This is a genomic window from Streptacidiphilus melanogenes (genome assembly GCF_000787835.1).
Taxonomy (GTDB): domain Bacteria; phylum Actinomycetota; class Actinomycetes; order Streptomycetales; family Streptomycetaceae; genus Streptacidiphilus; species Streptacidiphilus melanogenes.
Genome location: NZ_BBPP01000053.1, coordinates 19,298 through 42,663 on the forward strand (window position 1 = coordinate 19,298; position 23,366 = coordinate 42,663).

Here is a 23,366-nt window from a genome sequence, read left to right on the forward strand (position 1 = left end):
GCTGGTGCTTCAGGTTCAGGTGTGTTCGGCGAGCCGGTGCACCGACGGCGGCAGTGCGGCGCCGCAGTGCGCGGCGGCGCGCTCCAGCAGCCGGGCCAGGCGGGCGTTGACCAGCTCGGGACGCTCGAGCATCAGCAGGTGCCCGGTGTCGGGCAGTATCTCCAGCTCGGCGTCGGGCAGTTCGGCGGCGATGGCCTCGCTGTGCGCGGGCGGGGTCAGCAGGTCCCCCGTGCCCGCGAGGACGAGCGTCGGCAGGTCGCGTAGCACCGCGAGCGCGGCGGTCTTGTCGTGGGTGGGGAAGGCCGGGAAGAACTCCGCGACCACGTCCACCGGCGTCGACTCCAGCAGCAGCTGCGCGAAGCGCGCGCGGGCCGGGTCGACGTCGTCGGTCCCGAAGGAGAAACGGTGGTAGACGGCCGCCGTCAGTTCGCTGCTCAGCCGTCTGCCGCGTTCGACCAGCCCCGCCTGACGGCCCAGTGCCTTGATGACGCCGGGGCCGACCCGGTGGAACATCCGCGCCCCGACCCCGGGCAGGCCGAAGGTGACGTCACGCCAGTTCCCCGCGGTGGTCCCGAGCAGCGCGACGCCGGCGACGCGCTCGGCGAACAGCTCGGGTCGCTGGTCGGCCAGGGCCATCACGGTCATCCCGCCCATCGAGTGCCCGACCAGCACCAGCGGCCCGGTCGGCGCGACGGCGTCGATGACCGCGCCCAGGTCCCCGCCGAGCTGGTCGATCGAGGCGGGCTCTCCGGCGAGGTAGCTGCGCGAACGCTCGGACCGCCCGTGACTGCGCTGGTCGAAGAAGACCAGCCGCAGGCCGTCCCGGAACGCCTCGCGCTGGAAGTGCCAGCTGTCCTGGTTCAGGCAGTACCCGTGCACGAACACCACCGTCAGCGGCGGCGTCGGCGCCGCCCCGAGCCAGGTGCCGACCCCGGCCAGCACCCCGCCGAGCGGCCCCGGCTCCGGCTCCGCCGCCCCGCCGCGCCGCCGCCCGAGCCACCCGCGCAGCCCACGGGGACGGACGGGCGCCTGGTCCTCCGCGCCGACGTCGTCCGGCTCCCGGGACCGGCGAGGACCGGCCACAGGCTCACCAACGCGCGCCGTGTGCCCTCGCGTTGACCCCGGGGCCGGCCGCGCCGTTGCCGTGTCACCATCCGGCTCGACCGTCGCGAGCGAGACGGGCCGGGCGTTCGCCTCACGCGCCGTGCCGTCGGCCGCCTCACCGCGGGCCGCGGCCGCCTCCGCCGCCCGCGCCGTCGCCTCGCGGGCGACGGTCGTCTCCGTGCCGGCCCAGCCGGTGCCGTCGAGTTCGGCGTAGAGGTCGGTGCCGTCCGGTGCCTGGACGTGCAGTGGGGTGCCGCGCAACGAGCCGAAGGCGGCGGCGGCATCCAGTTCGGCCTCGGCACGGCGGCGCATCTCGCGGCCGACGGAGAGGCGTTCGATGGCGACACCGGCCGCCGCGCCCGCGGCGACCACGCCGAGGGAGACGCCGACGATGCCCGCGCGGCTCCAGCGCCCCGCGGCGACGTCACCGACGACGGAACCGGCCGCGTCGCGGACCTGACGGACCACGTCGCCCGCGCCCGAGGTCAGCCCGGACCTCGGGCCGGACGCACCGCCCCCGTCGGCGGCCATCAGCCGTGACCGCCCGGGCCGCCCGGAGCACCCGGCTCACCGAGGTAGCGGCGCGGCACCCGCGCACCGATCCGCGTGACGATCTCGTAGGAGATGGTCCCGGCCGCGCGCGCCCAGTCCTCGGCCGTCGGCTCGCCGTGGTCGCCCGCGCCGAACAGCACCGCGACGTCGCCCACCGTGGCCGAGTCGCCGCCGAGGTCGACGACGAACTGGTCCATGGCGACGCGCCCGGCGATCGTGCGCCACTTGTCCGCGAGCCAGACCGGCCCGGTCCCGCTCGCGTGGCGGGGGATGCCGTCGGCGTAGCCGACCGGGACGAGGGCGAGCGTGGTCTCGCCGGGGGTCGTGTAGGTGTGCCCGTAGGAGACGCCGTGCTCGGCCGGGACGCGCTTGACGTTGGCGATCCGGGCCTGGAGCGTCATCACCGGGCGCAGCCCGAAGTCGTCGGGCCCGCCGACCTCGGGGACCGGCGAGAGCCCGTACTGGGCGAGCCCGACCCGGACCAGGTCGAAGTGGGACTCCGGCAGCGTCAGCGTCGCCGGGGAGTTCGCGATGTGCCGCACCTCCGGTCGCAGTCCCGCGGCCTCGGCGACGGCGAGCGCCTCGCGGTAGGCGTCGAGCTGCGCGGCGATGGACGGGTGACCCGGCTCGTCGGCGCAGGCGAAGTGCGACCAGACGCCGGTGACGGTGATCAGCCCCTCCGTCTCGGCGGCGCGCGCGGCGGCGACCAGCTCGGGCCAGTCCGCGGGCTGGGCGCCGTTGCGGCCGAGGCCGGTGTCGGCCTTCAGCTGCACCCGCGCCGGGCGGCCGCTCGCGCGCACGGCGTCGAGCACGTGCGGCAGCGCCCACAGTCCGCTGACGGAGATGTCGACGTCCTGCGCGACCGCGTCGCGCCACGGGCTACCGGGCGTCCACAGCCAGCACAGCACGCGGGCCTGCTCCGGTCCGATGCCGCCCGCGCGCAGCGCGAGCGCCTCCTCGGGCGTGGCGGTGCCGAGCCAGCGCACACCCGCGGCCACGGCCGTGCGGGCGCACGGCAGCGCGCCGTGGCCGTAGGCGTCCGCCTTGACCACGGACATGATCTCGGCCGACCCCGTGCGCCGGGTGCGCTCGCGCAGCGCGGCGAGGTTGCCACGCAGCGCCGCCAGGTCGATCAGGGCTTCGGCTCGCAGTGCAGTGTCCATCGGGTGACAGTCTCCCAGAAGCACGAGGGCGCCCGTCCAAAGGTGACGGGCGCCACAGGTGCGCGTCGTGCAGAGGTTCGATGCGGGCCGGCCTCGGCCGACCCGATCAGGTGCCCGGCTTGCGCCCGAAGACGTCGACCGGGGAACCGAGCCTGAGCAGGCCCCACACCTTGGCGGCGTCGTGCATGGTCATGTTGACGCAGCCGTGCGAGCCCGGCGGGGTGGACATCGGGATGCCGACGGCGTGGAGCGCCTGTCCGCCGCTGAAGAACTGCGAGTACGGCATCGCCACGTTGTAGAGGCTGGAGACGTGGTGGAGGTCACGCCAGTACACGTGGAACAGCCCGTCACGGGTGGCGTAGCCGCGCCGACCGGTACGCACCTGGACGGGGCCGTAGACGATCCTGCTCCCGTCCTGGATCCACAGCCGCTGATGGGTCAGATCCACGCAGGCCACCCGGCCCACGTTCGTCAGACAGTGCGTCGGCGACCAGGTGGCCCTGGTCACCGCGTCCGCCTGCCCCGCCCCCACGGCGCCCACCCCGCCGAGCAACGCCGCCGTCGCCAACGCGACGGCGGTCACCCGCGCCCTCGCCTTCGAACGCATCATTCGCCCCTGCCTTCCCCATGGCGGCTTCCCACGAATGGCCTTGTCGTATGAAGACCTACTGAGAGGCTCAATGGTTGCAGCAGAGGTGTGTGCGGCGTCACTCCGAACTGCGCCGCCAGGCGTCCGGGAGGGCCGCGGTGACCGCGCCCGCCGTGGTCGGCGCGCCGTCGGCGGAGAGGCGGCCGGCCAGGCCGTGGAGGTAGGCGGCCACGGAACCGGCGTCGAGGGGGTCGAGGCCGGCGGCGAGCAACGCCCCGGCCAGGCCGGACAGGACGTCGCCGCTGCCTGCGGTGGCGAGTTGGGAGGTTCCGGTGGGGTTGACCCGCGCCGGGCCGGTCGGCGCGGCGACCACGGTCGTGCTGCCCTTGAGCAGCACCGTGCAGCCGTAACCACGGGCCAGTTCCCGCGCGTGGTGCAGGCGCTCGGCTTCGACCTGCTCGCGCGTCGCCGTCACGCCGATGCCGGCGAGGAGCGCGACGGCCTCCCCCGCGTGCGGGGTGAGCAGGGCGTTCGCCGGTGCGGCTCCGCGTCGGGCCAGCAGGCGCAGGCCGTCCGCGTCGACCAGGACCGGGACGCCCGCGTCCAGCGCCTCCTCGACGGCGCGTTCCGCGTCGGCGTCCTGGGAGAGGCCGGGGCCGACCACCCAGGCCTGGACGCGGCCGGCGTCCTTCGGGCCGCCCTCCCCGACCAGGGCCTCGGGATGGGCGCGCACCACCTCGCGGGCCGCGGCGCCCGCGTAGCGGACCGCGCCGACGCCGCCGTGCAGGGCCGCCCCCACGGCGAGCACGGCCGCACCGGGATAGCGCGCCGATCCGGCCGCGACGCCGACGACGCCGCGCCGGTACTTGTCGCTCTCCGCATCCGGCTCCGGCAGCAGCGCCGCGACGTCCTCCTGCTGCAGCGACTCCAGCACGTGTCCGTCGAGGGGCGCGCCCGGGACTGCGCCCCGGACCTCACCCAGGCCGATGTCCACCAGCCGCACCACACCCGCGTACGACGCGCCCGGGTCGACGAGCAGGCCCGGCTTGTAGGTGCCGAAGGTGACCGTCACGTCCGCGCGGACGGCCGCGCCCGGGACGGCGCCCGTGTCCGGGTCGACGCCGCTGGGCAGGTCGACGGCGACGACGGTCGCCCCGCCCTGCTCCGCCGCCGTGACCCACGGCAGCGCCGCATCCCGCAGCGGGCCGCGTCCGCCGATGCCGACGATCCCGTCGAGGACCAGGTCCGCACCCTCGGCGTCGGCCGGATCGTCCGTCACCCGACCCCCGGCCGCGAGCAGCGCCGCCAGGCCACCCGCATGAGCGTGCTCCGGTGCCAGCAGCGCCGCCCGGACCCGCGCGCCGCGCCGGGCCAGCCGGGCACCGGCGTAGAGCGCGTCGCCACCGTTGTCGCCGCTGCCCGCGAGCACCAGCACCCGGCTCCCGTACACGCGGCCCGGCACGCCCTCGCGCAGCAGCTCCGCGCAGGTCGCGGCGAGGCCCGCCGCCGCCCGTTGCATCAGCGTGCCCTCGGGAAGACGGGCCATCAGCTCGCCCTCGGCCGCCCGGACCCACTCCACCGCATGTGCTCGACGCATGCCCGTCCGCTCCTTAGAGACCTTGCCGGCTCACCCCTCGGCGATCACCACCGCCGACGCTACGCCCGCGTCGTGGCTCAGGGAGAGATGCCAGGTGGTCACGCCCAGACGCGCCGCGCAGGCGGCGACCGTGCCGCGGACGGTCAGCACGGGACGGCCGGTCGACTCGGTGCGGACCTCGGCGTCGGTCCACTCCAGGTTGCCGGGCGCGCCGAGCGCCTTGGCCAGGGCCTCCTTGGCGGCGAACCGGGCCGCGAGCGAGGCGATGCCGCGCCGCTCCCCGCTGGGCAGCAGCAGCTCGTCGGGGGTGAACAGGCGGTCGGCCATCGCGGGGGTGCGCTGCAGTGACTCCTCGAAACGTCTGATCTCCGCGACGTCGATGCCGACTCCGATGATCATTCGACTGCTCCCAAACGACGAAGAAGGGGTCCGGACGCGTGGTGCGTCCGGACCCCAACTCTGTCAGGGACGGCCTACTCGACCGTCACCGACTTGGCCAGGTTGCGCGGCTGGTCCACCTCGTGGCCCTTGGCCGTGGCCAGCTCGCAGGCGAAGACCTGCAGCGGCACGGTCGCCACCAGCGGCTGGAGCAGCGTCGGCGTCTGCGGGATGCGGACCAGGTGGTCGGCGTACGGCACGACCGCCTCGTCGCCCTCCTCCGCGATGACCAGGGTGCGGGCGCCGCGGGCGCGGATCTCCTGGATGTTGGAGACGATCTTGTCGTGCAGCACCGAGCGGCCGCGCGGCGACGGGACGACCACGACGACCGGCAGACCCTCCTCGATCAGCGCGATCGGACCGTGCTTCAGCTCGCCCGCCGCGAAGCCCTCGGCGTGCATGTAGGCGAGCTCCTTGAGCTTGAGCGCGCCCTCCAGTGCCACCGGGTAGCCCACGTGGCGGCCGAGGAACAGGACCGACTTGGCGTCGGCCAGGGAGCGGGCCAGCTCGCGGACCGGCTCCATGGTCTCCAGCACCTGCTCGACCTGACGCGGGGCGTCGGCGAGCTGGCGGATGACCTCGAAGATCTCGTCGCCCCACTTGGTGCCGCGGACCTGGCCCAGGTACAGGGCGACCAGGTAGCAGGCGACCAGCTGGGTCAGGAACGCCTTGGTGGAGGCGACCGCGACCTCGGGGCCTGCGTGGGTGTAGAGGACGGCGTCGGACTCGCGCGGAATCGTGGAACCGTTGGTGTTGCAGATGGCCAGCACCTTGGCGCCCTGCTCGCGGGCGTGACGCAGCGCCATCAGGGTGTCCATGGTCTCGCCGGACTGGGAGATGGCGATGACCAGGGTCTGTGCGTCCATGATCGGGTCGCGGTAGCGGAACTCCGAGGCGACCTCGACCTCGCAGGGGATGCGGGTCCAGTGCTCGATCGCGTACTTGGCGATCAGGCCGGCGTGGAAGGCGGTGCCGCAGGCGACGATGACGACCTTGTCGATCTCGCGCAGGACCTGGTCGTCGATGCGCAGCTCGTCGAGGGTGAGCCGGCCGTCGGTGCCGATGCGGCCGAGAAGGGTGTCGGCGACGGCCTTCGGCTGCTCGGCGATCTCCTTGAGCATGAAGTAGTCGTAGCCGCCCTTCTCGGCGGCGGAGGCGTCCCAGTCCACGTGGTACTCGCGGAAGTCGCCGGGCTTGCCGTGGAAGTCGGTGACGGTGACGCCCTCGCGGCGCAGCTCGACGACCTGGTCCTGGCCGAGCTCGATGGCGTCGCGGGTGTGCGCGATGAAGGCGGCCACGTCGGAGGCGAGGAAGTTCTCGCCCTGGCCGACGCCGACGACCAGCGGCGAGTTGCGGCGGGCGCCGACGACGACGCCGGGGGCATCGGCGTGCTCGGCGACCAGCGTGAACGCGCCGTCGAGCTGGCGGCAGACCGAGCGCATCGCCTCGGCGAGGTCCAGCTCCGCGCCGCCTGCCCGCTGCGCGTCGACGGCCTCGGCCAGCAGGTGCGCGACGACCTCGGTGTCGGTCTCGGAGGTGAGCACGTGGCCGCGCTCGGTCAGCTCCAGGCGCAGCCGGGCGAAGTTCTCGATGATCCCGTTGTGCACGACCGCGACCTTGCCCGCGCCGCCCACGTGGGGGTGGGCGTTGGCGTCGGTCGGGCCACCGTGGGTCGCCCAACGGGTGTGGCCTATCCCGACCGTGCCCTCGGCCAGGGGGGTCTCGGCCAGCAGCGCCTCAAGATTGGCGAGCTTTCCGGCCTTCTTCGCGACCGCGAGGTCGCCTTCGGGGGTCTGCACGGCCACACCGGCCGAGTCGTATCCCCGGTACTCCAGGCGCCGCAGCCCGGACAGGACGACGTCCAGGGCGGGCTGCTCGCCCACGTAACCAACGATTCCGCACATCGCCCCAGCTTAAGGCCCGCTCGCGGAGCCCTCGCCTCCGCTCGTCGGCCGAAAATGCGACGAGGCTCACAGCTTTATAAGCCGCATTGCAGACAAGTCTTGGCAAAAGGGGGCCTCACCCCCGAATGTGACGTCAGGTCAGCAGACCCCGCTGGTAGCCGGCCGCCACCGCCGCCGCCCGGTCCCGGACGCCGAGCTTGCCGTACAGGTGGAGCAGGTGCGTCTTGACCGTCGCCTCGCTGATGAAGAGCCGCTTCGCGGCCTCCTTGTTGCTGGTGCCCGCCGCGACCAGCCGGAGGATCTCCAGCTCGCGGTCAGTCAGCGTCGCCGAGGGCTCCGGTGCGGACGCGCGACCGACCGACCGCGAGACGTGGCCGAGCAGCTTCTGCGCGACGCTGGGCGCGAGCACCGCCTGCCCCTGGTGGGCGGCGCGCACCGCGCGGACCAGCTCCTCGCGCGGGGCGTCCTTGAGCAGGTAGCCCGTCGCCCCCGCCTCCACGGCGGGCAGCACGTCGGCGTCGCTGTCGTAGGTGGTGACCACCAGCACCCGGATCGCGGGCGCCCGTTCGCGCAGCCGCCGGATGGCCTCCACGCCTCCCATCCCGGGCATCCGGAGGTCCAGCAGGACCACGTCCGGCGTCAGAGCGAGCGCCCGCTCGACGCCCTCGGCCCCGTCGCCGGCCTCACCGACCACCTCGAAGTCCGGGTCCTGGTCGAAGATGCCGCGCAGGCCGTCCCGCACGATCGGATGGTCGTCGACGATGAGCAGGCGAATGGTCACGCGTCATTCTCCCCCGGCGGCGGTGCCTGCTCCGGCCCCGCGACGGGTGCCTGGGCACTCAGCGCGGTGCCCTCACCCGGGGAGCTCTCGATCTCCAGCAGCCCGCCTATCTGTCGCAGCCGCTGCCGCATCGCCGTCAGCCCGTAGCTCTCCACACCGCCCGCATCGGGGCGGAAGCCGACGCCGTCGTCCACCACGTCGAGCAGGACCACCTCGTCGGTGTAGGAGAGGGTGACCCCCGCCCGGGTCGCCGCCGCATGCTTGGCGATGTTGGCCAGCCCCTCCTGAGCCACCCGGAACAGCACCACCTCGACGACCGGCAGCAGCGGTACCGGGCTGCCGGTCACCTCCACCCGCACCGGCACGCCCGAGGTCTGCGCCCAACGGTCGGCCATCTCCTTCACCGCCTCCGGCAGCTGCGCCTCGGCCAGCGGACCGGGACGCAGCGCCTGCACCGAACGCCGGGCCTCGGCCAGGCTCTCCCTGGCCATCCGGCGGGCGAGCTCACGATGCCGGGCGCGACGCTCCGGGTCGTGGTCGGCGTGCGCGGCGGCCTCCAACTGGGTGACGATTCCGGTCAGGCCCTGGGCGATGGTGTCGTGGATCTCTCCCGCCATCCGCTGCCGCTCGTCCATCACGCCCGCCTCCCGGGCCTGGGCCACGAGCTGGGCGTGCAGGCCCGCGTTCTCCTCCAGCGCCTCGCACAGACGCCGGTTGGCCTCCGCCAGTTCGTCGATGTGCCGGGCGCGACGGTGGCTGCGCTGGTCCTCCTCCAGGCTCTGGTAGGTGACCACGCCCGCGACCAGGACGTTGACCACGACCAGCCCGAGAAACGGCGCCAGCAGCCCGTGGGTGATGTTCTGCACGCCGCCGACCTGTGTGGTCGCAACCAGTCCGGCGATGACCGCGATCGCGGGCGGCCAGAGCCGTCGCGGCAGCAGGCCGATCTGCAGGTAGCCGGAGAAGGCGAAGAAGCCGAAGAACGGACTGACCGTCACCAGCGCCGCGATGAGCGCCACCAGGCCGAGGTAGAAGACCACCGCCTTGACCTGCCGCCGCTCCCGGTCCGCGACCTGGACGTGCATCGTGTACTGCCACCCGGCCGCGAGCGAGGACAGGCCGAGCATCACCGCCACCCGCGAGCCCTCGACCCGGCCGGTCACCAGCGCGAGCATGATCGCGACCCCGAGCCCCAGGTACGGGATCCAGCCCAAGACCCGGTGCGGCCGGTTCTCGTCCTCACGGCCCACCGGGCCGCTCTTTGGCCCGGGAGTCCCCGTCGTGTCAGGAGTCGCAGTCACGGCGATCATCATCCACTCCCCCGGCTCCTTCACTCCCACCGGAACCAGCGCACCGCCGCCAGGGAGCCCGCCACCGTCCACCCCACGAGAACCAGCAGGTGCTGCCAGAGCACGCCCTGCCCCGACCAGACTGCCGTCACCGCGCCGAAGGGGATCACCGCGCAGATCTGCTGGAGCGTGTGCGGCAGTTCGGCGACCGGGACATACAGGCCGCTGGCGAAGAAGTTCAGCACCATCAGCGGCACGCCCAGCCCGCTGGCGACGGCTCCCGTGCGCGCCCGCGCCGCCACCACCAGGCCGAGCGCCAGCACTGCCGCGCCGCCCAGCACGAAGCCCGCGACCACGGCGATCGGGTGGGCCGGGGCGGAGACGTCGAAGACCAGCGCCCCGATCGCCGTCACCAGCGCCACTCCGGCCGTCGCCACGGCGGCGACCACGGCGACCAGCGCGCCGAGCACCCCGGCCGCGGGCACCGGGCTGACCGAGAGCCGCCGCAGCACGTCCTTCTCACGGTAGGCGGCCAGCGTCATCGGCAGCGCGGTCAGCGAGAGGAAGAGCGGCACCATCGCGGCGCAGGTCGGCACGTAGACGTCGATCACCCGCTGCCCGCCCAGCGAGGCCTGCGGGGTGCGGAAGCCGGGGATGCTCCCCAGCACGACCACCAGCACGACGGGCACGAGGAGCCAGACCAGCGCGGCGGGCTCGCGCAGCAGCAGCCTCGCCTGGGTGGCGGTGAGCTTGCCGAAGCCCTTGCGGGTCATCCCGAGGGCGGCCCGCGGGCCCTCGGACGCGGTGGTGGGCAGGGCCGTGGTCATGACGTCGCTCCAGAGGTGGTGTGGGTGGTGAGGGAGACGAACGCGTCGTCCAGGCTGGTCTGCTCGACCCGGAGGTCGCCGGCGATGATCTGACGCCGGGCCAGCAGCGCGGTGACGGCGTGCACCAGGTTCCCCGTGCCGACGACCTCGACCTGCGGGCCGTGCCGCTGCACCCGCGTCACCTCGGGCAGCGCGAGCAAGGCCGCGTCCTCCAGCGGCGCGGACGGACGGAACCGCATCCGCTGCTCGCGCCCTGCCCGCGCGGCGAGCCCGGCCGGGGTGTCGACGGCGACGACCCGGCCGGCGTCGATCAGCGCGACCCGGTCGCAGAGCCGCTCGGCCTCCTCCATGAAGTGCGTCACCAGCAGCACGGTGACCCCGGCGTCGCGGATCTGCTCGACCATCTCCCAGGTGGCGCGCCGGGCGTGCGGATCCAGACCCGTCGTCAGCTCGTCCAGCACCACCACCCGGGGGCTGCCGACCATCGCCAGGGCGATGGCGAGCCGCTGCTGCTGGCCGCCGGAGAGCTTCTTGTAGGCGGTGCCGGCCTTCTCCTTCAGTCCCAGGCGCGCCAGCAGCTCGCCGACGTCGGCCGGCTGCCGGTAGAAGGAGGCGTACAGCTCCAGCGCCTCACGCACCCTCAGCCGATCGGGCAGCGCGCTGTGCTGAAGCTGTACGCCCAGTACCTGCCGCAGCGCGTCGCGCTGGGCCTCCGGATCGAGGCCGAGCACCGAGACGCGTCCCCCGTCGCGCCTGCGGAGCCCGGAGAGGCACTCGACCGTCGTGGTCTTCCCGGCGCCGTTCGGCCCCAGGACCCCGAAGATCTCCCCCCGCTCGACCTCGAACGAGACCTCGTGGACGGCCACGTCACCCCCGTAGCGCTTGTGCAGCCGCTCCACCTCGATGACCGCCATGGTCTCGCTCCCCTCGCCGGTTCCCGGTACGCCTCCACGTTCCCGCGTGAGCGGCCCGCCGCGGATCGACCGTCGGGTCATCCCTGTCGAGCCTTTCGGTTGAGGCCCGCATCAACCGATCGGTTGATGCGGGCCGTCCCGGCACAATGGGGCCCGTGCGGATTCGAATGCTCGGACCTCTGTCCCTCACCGACCCCGACGGCGCAGCCGTCGAGCTGAAGGGCGAGCGGCTCCGCACCCTGCTCGTCACCCTGGCCCTGTCCGGCGGCAGGCCCGTCTCCGTGGGCACGCTGACGGAGACGCTCTGGCCCGACGAGCCGCCCGCCAACCCGGCCAACGCCGTCCAGGCGCTCGCCTCGCGGCTGCGTGGCGCGCTCGGCCGCGACGCGGTCGAGCTCACCCCGGCCGGCTACCGGCTGGGCCTGGACACGGACGTGGCCGAGTTCTCCCGCCTGCTCCAGGCCGGGGAGCACCGCCGCGCGCTCGCCCTGTGGCACGGCGAGCCGGACCTCCCCGGTCACCCCGACGAGGTGCTGCGGCTGCTGTCCCTGTGGCGCTCCGCCAAGGACGACGTGGTCGACGCCGACCTCGCCGCCGGGAACGGCACGCCGCACATCCCCGTGCTGCGCGCGGCCGTCGCCGCCGAGCCGCTGCGCGAGCGCCCGCGCGCCCAGCTGCTGCGCGCACTGCACCAGGCGGGGCGGGACGCGGAGGCCCTCGCCGAGTACGAGCAGGCCCGCGCGGTCCTCGCGGAGGAGCTGGGCGCCGACCCGTCCCCGCTGCTCAGGGACGCCCACCTGGCCGTCCTCGCCGGGCCTGCGGCGTCCGGGCCTGCGACGTCCGGGCCTGCGGGTGGCGCGCCCGAGGCCGACGAACCGCGGCCTGCGGAGCCCGTAGGCCGACACGACCTGCCCGCCGCGCTGACCAGCTTCCTCGGCCGCGACGCGGAGGTCGCCGCCGTGCGGGCGGACCTCACCACCTCGCGCCTGGTCACCCTCATCGGCCCGGGCGGCGCGGGCAAGACCCGGCTGGCCGTGGAGTCCGCGCGCCGCCACCCCACGCAGCTGCGCCTGGTCGAGCTCGCCCCGGTCAAGGACCCGGCCGACCTCCCGGGCACGGTGGCGGCGACACTGCACTGGCGCGAGACCGTTCCGTCCGTCACGCACCCGGGCGGCAACCCGGCGGACGTCACCGAGCGGCTGATCAACGTGATCGGCACAACCGAGCTGCTGCTGATCCTCGACAACTGCGAGCATCTGATCGACGCGGCCGCCTCGCTCTCCGCGCGGCTGCTCGCCGCCTGCCCGCATCTGCGCGTCCTCGCGACCAGCAGGGAACCGCTGGCCATCACCGGTGAGCAGCTGCGCCCGGTGCCGCCGCTCGCGCTGCCGGACCCCGATCCCGGCGGCGGCGGGCCCGCGTTCGGCCGGGCCCCCGACGACTACCCGGCCGTCCGGCTCTTCCTCGACCGCGCCGTCGCCGTGCGGCCGGGCTGGACGCCGACCGCCGCGGAGCTCGCCACGGTGGTGGCGGTCTGCCGCGCGCTGGACGGCCAGCCGCTCGCGATCGAGCTCGCCGCCGCACGGATGCGTTCGCTGGACCCGCAGGGCATCGCCGACCGGCTCGCCCAGCGGTTCCGCCTGCTGACCGGCGGCAGCAGGGACGCGTTGCCGCGCCACCGCACCCTGCGCGCCGTCGTCGACTGGAGCTGGGACCTGCTGGAGGCGCCGGAACGCGCCCTGCTCGCCCGCCTCTCCGTCTTCTCCGGGCCGGCCGGCCTCGACGCGGTGGAGCGGATCTGCCCGACGGCGGAGCTGACCGAGGACCAGATCTTCGACGTGCTCGCCTCCCTGGTCGACAAGTCCCTGGTGGTCCGCACCGACTCCGGCCGCTACCGGCTGCTGGAGACGATCCGCGTCTACGCCGCCGAACGCCTGGACGAGGAGGGCGCCACCACCTCCACCCGGGACGCGCACGCCGCCCACCATCTGGCCCTCGCCGAACGAAACGAGCCCGAGCTCTACGGCCTCGGCCAGATCGCCGCCCTCGCGAGCTTCAGCGCCTCCCACGACGACCTGATCGCAGCCCTGCGCTGGTCCGTGGAGCGCGGCGACGCCGACACCGCGAACCGTCTGGTGGCCGGGCTGGGCTGGTACCTGTGGCGGCGCGGCGACCAGGGCGAGAACATGCCGCTGGTGTACCAGGCGCTGGCGCTGCCCGCCGCCGACGTCGCGCCGCTGCCGCGCGCCGTCGCCTGCGGCATCACCGCGCTGTACGCCCTCGACACCGACTGGATGCTGACGTCGACCCTGGCCATGCTGCACCGGGCGAAGGAGCTGCGCGACGCCCTGCCGGACCCCGCCGTGCACCCGCTGCTGCCGCTGCTCGACATCATGACCGCGCTCTTCGAACAGCAGGACTGGACCGTCTCCGGCATGGCCCGGGACCTCTTCGACGTCCCCCATCCGTGGGTGCGGGCCACCGGACGGCTCTTCCTCGGCTTCGCGCTGCAGAACGACGGCCGGGCCGAGGAGGCCGAGGAGACGCTGCGCGTGGCCGCCGAGCAGTTCCGCGAGGTCGGCGACCTGTGGGGGCGTTCCTTCTGCTGCTCCGGGCTGGCCGACTACGCGCTGTGGCGCGGTGACGTGGACGCCGCGGTCGCGCTGTGGGAGCAGGCCATCGGCTTCGAGCAGCGGATGGGCGTCAACGCCGACGCGCCCGACTACCGGGCCCGCATGATCGCCGCCCGTTACGCGCACGCCGAGAGCGCGGAGGCCGTCGCCGAGCTCGAGCGGCTGGTCGTGTCCGTGCGCAGCAACGGCGCGTGGTCGCCGCTGCTGGTCACCCACAGCGCGCTGGCCAGCGCCTACCGGCGCACTGGCACACCCGAGCGGGGGCTGCCGCTGCTGGAGGAGGCACTGGCCCTGCTGCACCACCGGATCAACGGGCTGCCGCAGATGAGGTCGGTGCTGCTGACCGAGCTCGGCCTCACCCTGGGCGCCTGCGACCGCCTCGACGAGGCCGCCGACGCCCACGCCGACGCGCTGCGCGCGGCCGCCGAGTCCTACGACGGACCGATCGTGGCCGCCGCCCTCCAGGGCTTCGGCGACCTGGCGCTGCGTCAGGGCGATGCGGAGCGCGCGGCGTACCTGCTCGGCTCCGCGCACGGGCAGCGCGGCGTGCCGGACCGCTCCTCCCCCGAGCTGGCCGCCAACCGCGAGGCCGCGCGGGCCGCGCTCGGCGAGGAACGCTTCGAGGAGGCCTACGCGCGCGGCCGCTCGACCTCGCGCCAGGAGCTGCTCGACCTGCTCGGCCTGGGCGAGCTCCGCCCGCCCGGCCTCGGATCCGCCGCCGACCCGTCCTGAGGCCCCGGCCAGGGAGGAGGCGGCCGGGGGACGCCGCCGAGGCGGGCCGTCAGCCCCCGGACAGGGCGACGAGCGCGCCGTCCAGCAGGTCCAGCGCCACCTGCCAGGACTCCTCCATCGGCCGCCCGAGCCGGAACCGGTTCGCCGCCTCCAGGGTGACCCAGCCGTGCAGCGTGCTGCACAGCAGGCGGACGGCGTCGATCTGCGCCGTGTCGTCCAGCGCGTAACCGCGCAGAAGCGCCGCGCACGCCGCCACCACGCGCCGGCCGCCCTCGGACTCGACCGGGAGCTGCGTCGCCGCGTAGCGCCCCGGCCGCCCGTGTGCGAAGTCGCGGTACGCGTTCGCGAAGGAGACGAGCGCGCTGCGCCCGGCGCGCCCGGCGACCGCCTCGCCGAGGACGTCCGCGAGCTCGCCCGCCGCCAGCATGGCGACCCGTTCCCGCAGCTCGGCGAGGTTGCGCACGTGCGCGTAGAGGCTGGCGTCCGCCACGCCGACGCGGCGGGCCACCGCCGCGACGGTGAGCTTGTCGAAGCCGGCCTCGTCGGCCAGATCCGCCGCCTCACGGGCGACGCGGTCCGCGGTCAGGCCCATGCGTGCCAACGAGCCTCCTCCACCTATAGCTGTTATTCGTTTGCCTAGGACTCCTAGGAAACTCTACCGTCGGAACCATGCAGAAGCTCACCGAATCCCGGATCCGCGCGTCCTTCGTCAACTGCACCAAGGGCGAGGCCGCGCGCCTGTACCTGCCGCGGGACCTGGACGAGCGGCCCTTCGCCGACCTCGACTTCCTCGGGTGGCGCGATCCGGGCGCGCCCGACCGCTGCGCACTCGTCGCGGAGCGGCCGGACGGCTCGCTCGTCGGCATCGCCCTGCGCTTCCCGCCGCCGCAACGGGGCTTCCTGCAGCGCAGCCTCTGCTCCCTGTGCCTGACCACCCACCCCCGCAGCGGCGTCTCGCTGCTGACCGCCCGACGCGCGGGCAAGGCCGGACGGGAGGGCAACTCCGTCGGCCTCTACATGTGCACCGACCTCGCCTGCTCGCTGTACGTCCGGGGCCTCAAGCAGGCCGAGCCGGGGGCGCGGTTCGAGGAGTCGCTCAGCCGGGAGGAGCAGATCGGGCGGCTGAGCACCAAGCTCGACGACTTCCTCGACAAGGTCTTGAGGTGAACACGAGCGCAGTTTGAGACATATCTCTCGGCGCGGACCTTCCGGAAGTCGGCAGACAATAGGACGGTGCCCCCAACGCTGGAAGCCCAACGCCGCGCCGACGCGTCCCCCTTCGTCGACCTCGACCGCGCGGAGTGGAGCGCGCTCCACGAGCGCACGCCGCTGCCGCTGACCGCCGCCGAACTGGAGCGGCTGCGGGGTCTCGGCGACGTCATCGACCTGCAGGAGGTCCAGGACGTCTACCTGCCGCTGTCACGGCTGCTGAACCTGTACGTGACGGCCACGGGGGCCCTGCGAGGCGCCCTCAACGACTTCCTCGACAGCAACGAGCACACCCACACCCAGTCCGGCACGCCGTTCGTCATCGGCGTCGCCGGGTCCGTCGCCGTCGGCAAGTCCACGACGGCCCGCCTGCTGCAGGCCATGCTGGCCCGCTGGCCGGAGCACCCGCGCGTCGAGCTGGTGACCACGGACGGCTTCCTGCTGCCCAACGCCGAGCTCCGCCGCCGCGGCCTGATGTCCCGCAAGGGCTTCCCCGAGTCCTACGACCGCCGCGCGCTGACCCGCTTCGTCGCCGACGTGAAGTCGGGCAAGGACGAGGTCACCGCGCCGGTCTACTCCCACCTCGTCTACGACATCGTCGAGGACGAGCGGCTGACCGTGCACCGCCCGGACATCCTCATCGTCGAGGGCCTGAACGTGCTGCAGCCCGCCCTGCCGGGGCAGGACGGGCGCACGCGGGTCGCGGTGGCGGACTTCTTCGACTTCTCCATCTACGTCGACGCCCGCCCGGACGACATCGAGAAGTGGTACCTGGAGCGCTTCCGCAAGCTGCGCCAGACGGCGTTCCAGAACCCGGAGTCCTACTTCCGCCGCTACGCCGAGGTGCCCGAGGCCGAGGCGCTCGACTACGCCCGCCACCTGTGGCGCACGATCAACCGCCCGAACCTCGTCGAGAACGTCGCCCCGACCCGCGGCCGCGCCGATCTCGTGCTGCGCAAGGGCCCTGACCACAAGGTCCAGCGGGTCAGCCTGCGAAAGCTCTGACCGAAACCTCTGACCGAAAGCTCTGACCCCGCCTCAGCCCTGCGGCGCCTGCGGCACCGGCGGCTGGGCCGGCTGCGTCGGCTGGTACGGCGTGGTCTGCTGCGGCGTCACCGGCGCCTGCGGCGTGTAGGCGTACGGCGCCGCCGCGTCGTACTGCTGCGGAACGCCCTGCGTCGGGACGTACATCTGCGGCGCGGCCGCGTCGGTCTGGCGCGACTTCCGCGAGCGGAAGAAGTTCACGATCAGCGCGACCGGCAGGATGAACACCTTGAACAGGATGAGGTAGGACCCGCCGGTGAACACGAAGCCCAGATAGATGCCGTAGCCGAAGAAGCCGACGCCCACGACGGCGTTGAAGATGCGCCAGCCGGTCGTCTGGCCGCTGCTGTTGAGCGCGGCGATGACCAGCATCGCGATGCCGCTGATCAGAAGCAGGACGACATAGGCCGAGAAGCCGGGCGAACTGCTGAAATCAATGTTCAAGACGGGACCCCCTCAACGAAACCGGATAACGCCCGCGGACGCTATCCGATCCCGATCCCGGCTGTCACCCGGTTACTGCTGCGCCTTCGCCTCCTCGGCGGCCAGCCGCACGCACAGGGCCACGGCCTCCATCGCTGCGCGCAGCTCGGGCAGCGAGGGGTAGCTCGGGGCCAGGCGGATGTGGTGGTCCCGCGGGTCGTGCCCGTACGGGAAGGCCGCACCGGCCGGGGTCAGCGCCACACCGGCCTCCTTCGCCAGGCGCACGACCTCCGCGGCGCAGCCGTCCGGCACCTCCAGGCTGACGAAGTACCCGCCCTCGGGGCGGCTCCAGCGGGCGATCCCGCGCCCGCCGAGCTCGCGCTCCAGCACGTGCTCGACCGTCTCGAAGCGCGGCGCCAGCAGCGCGCGGTGCTTGGCCATGTGCGCGAGCACGCCCTCGGTGTCGCCGAAGAAGCGGACGTGGCGCAGCTGGTTGACCTTGTCCGGCCCGATGGTCTGCTTGGACAGCAGCGCCGTCAGCCACTCGACGTTGGCCGTCGAGGAGCCGAAGAAGGCGACGCCGGCTCCGGCCAGCGTGATCTTCGAGGTGGACGCGAAGACGAAGACCCGGTCCGGGTTCCCCGCCAGTGCGCAGGCCTCCAGGATGTTCGCGAGCTCGGCGCGCTTCTCGGTCAGGTCGTGGATCGCGTAGGCGTTGTCCCAGAAGATCCGGAAGTCCGGCGCTGCGGTCCGCATGGCCGCGAGGCGGCGCACGGTCTCCGCGCTGTAGACCTCACCGGACGGGTTGCTGTACGCCGGGACGCACCAGATGCCCTTGATCCGCGGGTCCTCGGCGACGAGCCGCTCGACCTCGTCCATGTCCGGGCCCTCGCCCGTGAGCCCGACCGGCACCATGGTGATGCCGAAGCGCTCGCACAGCCCGAAGTGCCGGTCGTAGCCCGGCACCGGGCACAGGAAGACGACCTCGTCCTCCTCCACCCACCGGCGCTGGGCGCCGGGCACGGGCGAGAGCAGGGCGTTCGCGATGACGTCGTGCATGATCTGCAGGCTGGCGTTGCCCAGCGCCATCAGCTGTCCCTGCGGGATGCCGAGCAGCGGCGAGAAGATCTGCGCCAGCTCGGGCAGTCCGGTCAGCCCGCCGTAGTTGCGGGTGTCCGACCCGTCGGCCGCGAGGTAGTCACCGTCCCCGGGGAGCTCCAGCATCCGGTTCGACAGGTTCAGCTGCTCGGGCGAGGGCTTGCCCCGCGTCAGATCCAGCTTCAGCCCCTTGGCGCGGAGCTGCGCATATTCCTCACGAAGCGTCACTTTTCTCTCCCTGGGTTGTTGCAACCCAGGGGCGCGAGGAACTGCGCGACAAACCAACCTGTGCGACGAGTCCCCGAACGCACAGGGCCATCCGCACGCCGGTGGTCCTCGCGCCCCTGGATAGTGCCTAGCTGAGCCTCTGCCGAACAACTTCCGCGAGCCGCTCGCACACGCTCTGCGCCTGCTCGTGGTTCGCGGCCTCCACCATCACACGGACCAGCGGCTCCGTGCCGGAGGGACGCAGCAGGACGCGGCCGGTCTCGCCGAGCTCCGCCTCCGCCTCGGCGACAGCCGCCAGCAGCGCCTCGTCCTGTGCCGCGCGGGACTTGTCCACGCCCTTGACGTTGATCATGACCTGCGGCAGCCGCGCCATCACGCCCGCCAGCTCGGCCAGCGGCTTGCCCGTCGCGGCGACGCGGGCCGCCAGCATCAGGCCGGTCAGGGTGCCGTCGCCGGTGGTCGCGTGGTCCAGCAGGATCACGTGGCCGGACTGCTCGCCGCCGAGCGTGAAGCCGTGCTCCTTCATGGACTCCAGCACGTAGCGGTCGCCGACCGCTGTCTGGACGAGCTCGATGCCCTCACGCTGCAGCGCCAGCTTGAAGCCGAGGTTGGACATGACCGTCGCCACGACGGTGTCCTTGGCCAGCGCGCCCGACTCCCGCAGGCCCAGCGCCAGGACGGCGAGGATCTGGTCGCCGTCGATCTCGTTGCCCTCGCGGTCCACCGCGAGGCAGCGGTCGGCGTCGCCGTCGTGGGCGATGCCCAGGTCCGCGCCGTGCTCGACGACCGCCGCGCGCAGCGGGCCGAGGTGGGTCGAGCCGACGCCGTCGTTGATGTTGAGGCCGTCCGGCTCCGCGCCGATGACGGCGAGGATCTCCGCACCGGCCGCGCGGAACGCCTCGGGGGAGACCACCGACGCGGCGCCGTGGGCGGCGTCGATGACGACCTTCAGGCCGTCCAGGCGGTTCGGCAGCGCACCGAGCAGGTGCTGGACGTACTGGTCGAGCCCGGCCTCGTGGTCGCGGACGCGACCCACGGCGGCACCGGTCGGACGGGACCACTCCTCGCCGCCGAAGCGCTCGTAGTGCGCCTCGATGGCGTCCTCGATCGCGTCGTCGAGCTTGTGGCCGCCCTTGGCCAGGAACTTGATGCCGTTGTCGGGCATCGGGTTGTGACTGGCCGACAGCATCACACCGAAGTCGACGCCCAGGGCGTCGGTCAGGTAGGCGACGGCCGGGGTCGGCAGCACGCCGAGACGCAGCACGTCGACGCCGGAGCTCGCGAGGCCGGCGACGACCGCGGCCTCCAGGAACTCGCCGGAGGCCCTCGGGTCCCGACCGACCACGGCCACCGGGCGGTGACCCTCGAACGCGCCCAGATCACCGAGCACGTGCGCGGCGGCGACCGACAGGCCCATCGCCATCTCCGCGGTCAGATCCACGTTCGCGAGTCCGCGAACGCCGTCGGTACCAAAGAGTCGTCCCATACTGCTGAACCTTCCGGTGACGCGTAACGCCGGGTATGAACGAACCACGCCCTGGGAACACACGGTGCTCCCAGGGCGTGGCGAAAACCAGCTCCCCCATGCGATGCGGCGGAGCGGGGTGCGACTTAGCGCTTGCTGTACTGCGGCGCCTTGCGGGCCTTCTTCAGACCGGCCTTCTTGCGCTCGACCGCACGCGGGTCACGCGTCAGGAAGCCGGCCTTCTTCAGCGCCGGGCGGTTGGCGTCGACGTCGGCCTCGTTCAGGGCGCGCGCGACACCGAGGCGCAGGGCGTAGGCCTGGCCGGAGATGCCGCCACCGTTGATGCGGGCGACGACGTCGTAACGGCCGTCCAGCTCAAGAACCTTGAACGGGTCGTTCACGGTCTGCTGGTGCACCTTGTTGGGGAAGTACTCCTCCAGGGTGCGACCGTTGATCTTCCACTGGCCGGTGCCGGGGACGATGCGCACGCGGGCGATCGCCTCCTTGCGGCGACCCAGGCCGGCGCCCGGCAGGGCCTCGCCGAAGCGGGAGGGAAGGGACTCGCTGGTGTACTCGGTCTCCTCGACCTCGAAGGTCTCCTCGACCTCGAGGGGGAGCTCAGCAGTGGTCTCGGCCACGGTTGTCCTCAGTTCTTCTCGTCAGATTTAGGGTGTGGCCGGTCTTACTGAGCGACCTGGGAGATCTCGAACGGCACCGGCTGCTGGGCAGCGTGGGGGTGCTGGTCGCCCGAGTACACCTTCAGCTTCGAGAGCATCTGACGACCCAGGGAGTTCTTCGGGAGCATGCCCTTGATGGCCTTCTCGACGGCCTTCTCCGGGTTCTTGTCCATCAGCTCGTCGTAACGCACGGAGCGCAGACCGCCCGGGTAGCCAGAGTGGCGGTAGGCCATCTTCTGGGTCTTCTTGTTCCCGGACAGGTGCACCTTGTCCGCGTTGACGATGATGACGAAGTCACCCATGTCAAGGTGCGGCGCGTACACCGGCTTGTGCTTGCCCCGCAGAAGGGAGGCGGCCTGAGAGGCCAGACGGCCGAGGACGACGTCCTGGGCGTCAATGACGAGCCACTGACGCTGGACGTCGCCGGGCTTGGGGCTGTACGTACGCACGGTCGTAGCCTTCGCTTTTCAGTGAGTGTGTGCCTGACAGGACCACTAGGACGATCGGAGCAGCCTGAGCACCGGACCCGGACGCAATCGGGTGTGCAGTGCCGCCGCTCATCGGCCTGGCGGACCGGCGTACCGACCTCTCACGTGAGATAGAGCGAGCCAATACGCACAACGAACTCGCAGAATACCGGCCCAGCGGCTGGCGGGTCAAAACGCCGCCCACTCACCGTGCCGGTTATCCACAAGCTGTGCACCAGTCTACGTCCCGCATCAGCGTTCCCGCGCCACCCGCTGTTCGTCCCAGACCGGCTCGGGAGCCTCGTAGACCCGTCCGTCCGCGCCGAAGACCAGGAAACGGTCGAAGGAACGGGCGAACCAGCGGTCGTGTGTGACGGACAGCACGGTCCCGTCGAAAGCCTCCAGACCCTCCTGCAGCGCCTCCGCGCTCTCCAGGTCCAGGTTGTCCGTGGGCTCGTCCAGCAGCAGGGCCGTCGCGCCCGACAGCTCCAGCCGCAGGATCATCAGGCGTGCCTGCTGACCACCGGAGAGGTTCTCGAACCGGACCGCCTCCTGGTGGTGCAGCTCATAGCGGCGCAGCACGCTCATCGCCGCCTTGCGGTCCAGCGCGTGCTCGGACTCGAGGATCTCCCGGGCGGTACGGCCGTGCAGCTCCGGATGGGCGTGGGTCTGCGCGAAGTGTCCCGGGACGACACGGGCGCCGAGTTTCCAGGCGCCCGCGTGCGCGACCGGCTCGCCCGCGACCAGCCGCAGGAAGTGCGACTTGCCCGAACCGTTCGAGCCCAGCACCGCGACCCGCTCGCCGTAGTAGACCTCCAGGTCGAACGGCCGCATCAGCCCGGACAGCTCCAGCTGCTCGAAGGTGAACGCCCGCACGCCGGTGCGCCCGCCCTTGAGCCGCATCGTCACCGCCTGCTTGCGCGGCGGCTCCGGCGGCGGGCCGGCCTCCTCGAACTTGCGCAGCCTGGTCTGCATGGCCGAGTACCGCGACGCCATGTCGGGCGACCGCTTCGCGAACTCGCGCAGCTCCACCACCAGCTTCTTGAGCTGGGTGTGCTTCTCGTCCCACCGGCGGCGCAGCTCCTCGAAACGGGCGAAGCGCTCCTCGCGGGCCTGGTGGTAGGTCGCGAATCCGGCTCCGTGCACCCAGATCTCGCTGCCGTCGACACCCGTCTCCACGCTGACGATCTTCTTGGCGGCGTTGTTCAGCAGCTCGCGGTCGTGCGAGATGAAGAGCACCGTCTTGCGGGTCTCGGCCAGCTGCTCCTCCAGCCAGCGCTTGCCCGGCACGTCCAGGTAGTTGTCCGGCTCGTCCAGCAGCAGCACCTCGTCCGGGCCGCGCAGCAGCGACTCCAGCACCAGGCGCTTCTGCTCGCCACCGGAGAGCGTGTTCAGCGCCCGCCACTGGGCCCGCTCGTACGGGGTGCCCAGAGCGGCCATGGTGCAGACGTCCCAGACGGTCTCGTAGTCGTAGCCGCCGGCGTCGGCCCAGTCGGCGAGCGCCTGCGCGTAGGCGAGCTGGGTCTCCTCGTCCTCCTGCGTCATCATCGCCAGCTCGGCCGCGTCCACGGCCCGCGCCGCGTTCTTCACCTTGGCCGGGGCGACCGAGACCAGCAGGTCGCGCACGGACGCGTCGGGCGCCAGCGGCGCCTCCGCACCGTCGTCCTGCTGCGCCGCCTCGCGGCCCGTCGTGCCGACGAACTGCCGCATCACACCGAGCCCGCCGCTGACGGTCACCGAGCCGCCGTGCGGCTTCAGATCTCCCGCGATCAGCCGCAGCAGCGTGGTCTTGCCGGCGCCGTTGGCCCCGACCAGCGCGACGGCGGCGCCCTCGCCGACCCGGAAGGACGCGTCGCCGAACAACACCCGCCCGTCCGGCAGGTAGTACTCCAGGTGCGAGATCTCGACGTGTCCCATGAGCAGCGATTGTTGGTCCCGGGGCGGCCACCGGGCAAACCGGTTTTTCTGCCCGCTCGCCCACACCCAGTACGATTCCGGCGCATGACGACAGGGTCTGGTCAGCAGGGCCAATCGCCGGAGGGCCGTCAGGGCACGCCGCTCCCGCGCCGTGGCGAACAGCAGCACGGTCGGATACCCACGCAGTACGCCCCGGGCAGCGGCAGACTCCGCGCCGCGGCGAGAAGCGCGGCGCGGAGCGCGCTCAACACGGCGGTGCGCGTCCGCCCCGGCGCCCCCCGGCCGCCGATCCCCCCACCACAACAAGGGGCCCCC

Annotated in this window: 19 protein-coding genes and 1 pseudogene; 3 read left to right on the forward strand and 17 right to left on the reverse strand. The window is 72.9% G+C overall.

The annotated features are described in order from the left end of the window. Positions 1-15 precede the first annotated feature (15 nt). The 10 genes and pseudogenes from TR49_RS40595 to TR49_RS34860 form a co-directional block, all read right to left on the reverse strand. The gene (locus TR49_RS40595; RefSeq protein ID WP_439654152.1) at positions 16-1,350 is read right to left on the reverse strand and encodes an alpha/beta fold hydrolase; all 1,335 of its coding nucleotides are present in this window, start codon (positions 1,348-1,350) and stop codon (positions 16-18) included. Positions 1,351-1,634: 284 nt separating this feature from the next. Beyond that, on the reverse strand, positions 1,635-2,819 hold the full coding sequence (gene alr / locus TR49_RS34820; RefSeq protein WP_042389279.1) for an alanine racemase: 1,185 nt from the start codon (positions 2,817-2,819) through the stop codon (positions 1,635-1,637). A 106-nt stretch (positions 2,820-2,925) separates the two neighbouring features. After that, a pseudogene (locus TR49_RS34825) lies at positions 2,926-3,297 on the reverse strand (L,D-transpeptidase); the annotation flags it as partial. Between the two features lie 229 nt (positions 3,298-3,526). Beyond that, the gene (locus TR49_RS34830; RefSeq protein ID WP_042389283.1) at positions 3,527-5,005 is read right to left on the reverse strand and encodes a bifunctional ADP-dependent NAD(P)H-hydrate dehydratase/NAD(P)H-hydrate epimerase; all 1,479 of its coding nucleotides are present in this window, start codon (positions 5,003-5,005) and stop codon (positions 3,527-3,529) included. A gap of 30 nt (positions 5,006-5,035) precedes the next feature. Beyond that, on the reverse strand, positions 5,036-5,404 hold the full coding sequence (locus TR49_RS34835; RefSeq protein ID WP_042389287.1) for a holo-ACP synthase: 369 nt from the start codon (positions 5,402-5,404) through the stop codon (positions 5,036-5,038). Between the two features lie 74 nt (positions 5,405-5,478). After that, positions 5,479-7,347 (reverse strand): glutamine--fructose-6-phosphate transaminase (isomerizing), encoded by a 1,869-nt coding sequence (gene glmS, locus TR49_RS34840; RefSeq protein ID WP_084725735.1) that lies wholly within the window; start codon positions 7,345-7,347, stop codon positions 5,479-5,481. 133 nt (positions 7,348-7,480) lie between these two features. Further along, positions 7,481-8,128, reverse strand: coding sequence for a response regulator (locus TR49_RS34845; protein ID WP_042389293.1), 648 nt, complete (start codon positions 8,126-8,128; stop codon positions 7,481-7,483). Further along, complete coding sequence (locus tag TR49_RS34850; RefSeq protein ID WP_236653663.1) at positions 8,125-9,429, reverse strand: sensor histidine kinase; 1,305 nt, start codon at positions 9,427-9,429, stop codon at positions 8,125-8,127. The genes TR49_RS34845 and TR49_RS34850 overlap by 4 nt, the downstream gene beginning before the upstream one ends. 29 nt (positions 9,430-9,458) lie before the next feature. Further along, entirely contained in the window at positions 9,459-10,244 is a 786-nt protein-coding gene (locus tag TR49_RS34855; RefSeq protein WP_052434908.1) for an ABC transporter permease, read from the reverse strand. Beyond that, positions 10,241-11,158, reverse strand: a complete 918-nt coding sequence (locus TR49_RS34860; protein ID WP_042389300.1) for an ABC transporter ATP-binding protein — start codon at positions 11,156-11,158, stop codon at positions 10,241-10,243. Before TR49_RS34860 ends, TR49_RS34855 begins: the two co-directional genes overlap by 4 nt. A gap of 155 nt (positions 11,159-11,313) precedes the next feature. Between TR49_RS34860 and TR49_RS34865 the strand changes: the two genes are divergently transcribed. Continuing rightward, positions 11,314-14,523, forward strand: coding sequence for an ATP-binding protein (locus TR49_RS34865; RefSeq protein WP_042389303.1), 3,210 nt, complete (start codon positions 11,314-11,316; stop codon positions 14,521-14,523). Positions 14,524-14,572: 49 nt separating this feature from the next. On the opposite strand, the gene TR49_RS34870 is transcribed toward TR49_RS34865, so the two are convergent. Further along, positions 14,573-15,115 (reverse strand): TetR/AcrR family transcriptional regulator, encoded by a 543-nt coding sequence (locus tag TR49_RS34870; protein WP_369405359.1) that lies wholly within the window; start codon positions 15,113-15,115, stop codon positions 14,573-14,575. Positions 15,116-15,192: 77 nt separating this feature from the next. On the opposite strand from TR49_RS34870, the gene TR49_RS34875 reads away from it, so the two are divergent. Together TR49_RS34875 and coaA are read left to right on the forward strand one after the other, a co-directional pair. Further along, positions 15,193-15,690 (forward strand): FBP domain-containing protein, encoded by a 498-nt coding sequence (locus TR49_RS34875; RefSeq protein ID WP_042389309.1) that lies wholly within the window; start codon positions 15,193-15,195, stop codon positions 15,688-15,690. Between the two features lie 66 nt (positions 15,691-15,756). Continuing rightward, positions 15,757-16,737 carry a type I pantothenate kinase gene (gene coaA, locus TR49_RS34880; RefSeq protein ID WP_042389312.1) on the forward strand — a complete coding sequence of 327 codons (981 nt, stop codon included), beginning with the start codon at positions 15,757-15,759 and terminating at the stop codon, positions 16,735-16,737. A gap of 33 nt (positions 16,738-16,770) precedes the next feature. Here the strand turns inward: coaA and TR49_RS40600 are convergent, their stop codons facing one another. The 6 genes from TR49_RS40600 to TR49_RS34910 all read right to left on the reverse strand — a co-directional run bounded on the left by TR49_RS40600 (position 16,771) and on the right by TR49_RS34910 (position 23,051). Further along, positions 16,771-17,220 (reverse strand): hypothetical protein, encoded by a 450-nt coding sequence (locus TR49_RS40600; RefSeq protein WP_052434910.1) that lies wholly within the window; start codon positions 17,218-17,220, stop codon positions 16,771-16,773. 72 nt (positions 17,221-17,292) lie between these two features. Beyond that, positions 17,293-18,525 (reverse strand): aspartate aminotransferase type Ic, encoded by a 1,233-nt coding sequence (locus TR49_RS34890; RefSeq protein ID WP_236653664.1) that lies wholly within the window; start codon positions 18,523-18,525, stop codon positions 17,293-17,295. A 127-nt stretch (positions 18,526-18,652) separates the two neighbouring features. Further along, positions 18,653-20,011, reverse strand: a complete 1,359-nt coding sequence (gene glmM / locus TR49_RS34895) for a phosphoglucosamine mutase (RefSeq protein WP_042389317.1) — start codon at positions 20,009-20,011, stop codon at positions 18,653-18,655. A gap of 125 nt (positions 20,012-20,136) precedes the next feature. Further along, the gene (gene rpsI / locus TR49_RS34900; RefSeq protein WP_042389320.1) at positions 20,137-20,628 is read right to left on the reverse strand and encodes a 30S ribosomal protein S9; all 492 of its coding nucleotides are present in this window, start codon (positions 20,626-20,628) and stop codon (positions 20,137-20,139) included. A gap of 44 nt (positions 20,629-20,672) precedes the next feature. Further along, positions 20,673-21,116, reverse strand: coding sequence for a 50S ribosomal protein L13 (rplM, locus tag TR49_RS34905; RefSeq protein ID WP_042389324.1), 444 nt, complete (start codon positions 21,114-21,116; stop codon positions 20,673-20,675). Positions 21,117-21,386: 270 nt separating this feature from the next. Beyond that, complete coding sequence (locus TR49_RS34910; protein ID WP_042389327.1) at positions 21,387-23,051, reverse strand: ABC-F family ATP-binding cassette domain-containing protein; 1,665 nt, start codon at positions 23,049-23,051, stop codon at positions 21,387-21,389. Positions 23,052-23,366 lie beyond the last annotated feature (315 nt).

Excerpts from the sequence above, each read along its gene's own strand:
- alr (WP_042389279.1), bottom strand. The coding sequence starts at position 2,819 with ATGGACACTGCACTGCGAGCCGAAGCCCTGATCGACCTGGCGGCGCTG.
- TR49_RS34830 (WP_042389283.1), bottom strand. The coding sequence starts at position 5,005 with ATGCGTCGAGCACATGCGGTGGAGTGGGTCCGGGCGGCCGAGGGCGAG.
- TR49_RS34835 (WP_042389287.1), bottom strand. The coding sequence starts at position 5,404 with ATGATCATCGGAGTCGGCATCGACGTCGCGGAGATCAGACGTTTCGAG.
- glmS (WP_084725735.1), bottom strand. The coding sequence starts at position 7,347 with ATGTGCGGAATCGTTGGTTACGTGGGCGAGCAGCCCGCCCTGGACGTC.
- TR49_RS34855 (WP_052434908.1), bottom strand. The coding sequence starts at position 10,244 with ATGACCACGGCCCTGCCCACCACCGCGTCCGAGGGCCCGCGGGCCGCC.
- TR49_RS34860 (WP_042389300.1), bottom strand. The coding sequence starts at position 11,158 with ATGGCGGTCATCGAGGTGGAGCGGCTGCACAAGCGCTACGGGGGTGAC.
- TR49_RS34870 (WP_369405359.1), bottom strand. The coding sequence starts at position 15,115 with ATGGGCCTGACCGCGGACCGCGTCGCCCGTGAGGCGGCGGATCTGGCC.
- TR49_RS34875 (WP_042389309.1), top strand. The coding sequence starts at position 15,193 with ATGCAGAAGCTCACCGAATCCCGGATCCGCGCGTCCTTCGTCAACTGC.
- glmM (WP_042389317.1), bottom strand. The coding sequence starts at position 20,011 with ATGGGACGACTCTTTGGTACCGACGGCGTTCGCGGACTCGCGAACGTG.
- TR49_RS34910 (WP_042389327.1), bottom strand. The coding sequence starts at position 23,051 with ATGGGACACGTCGAGATCTCGCACCTGGAGTACTACCTGCCGGACGGG.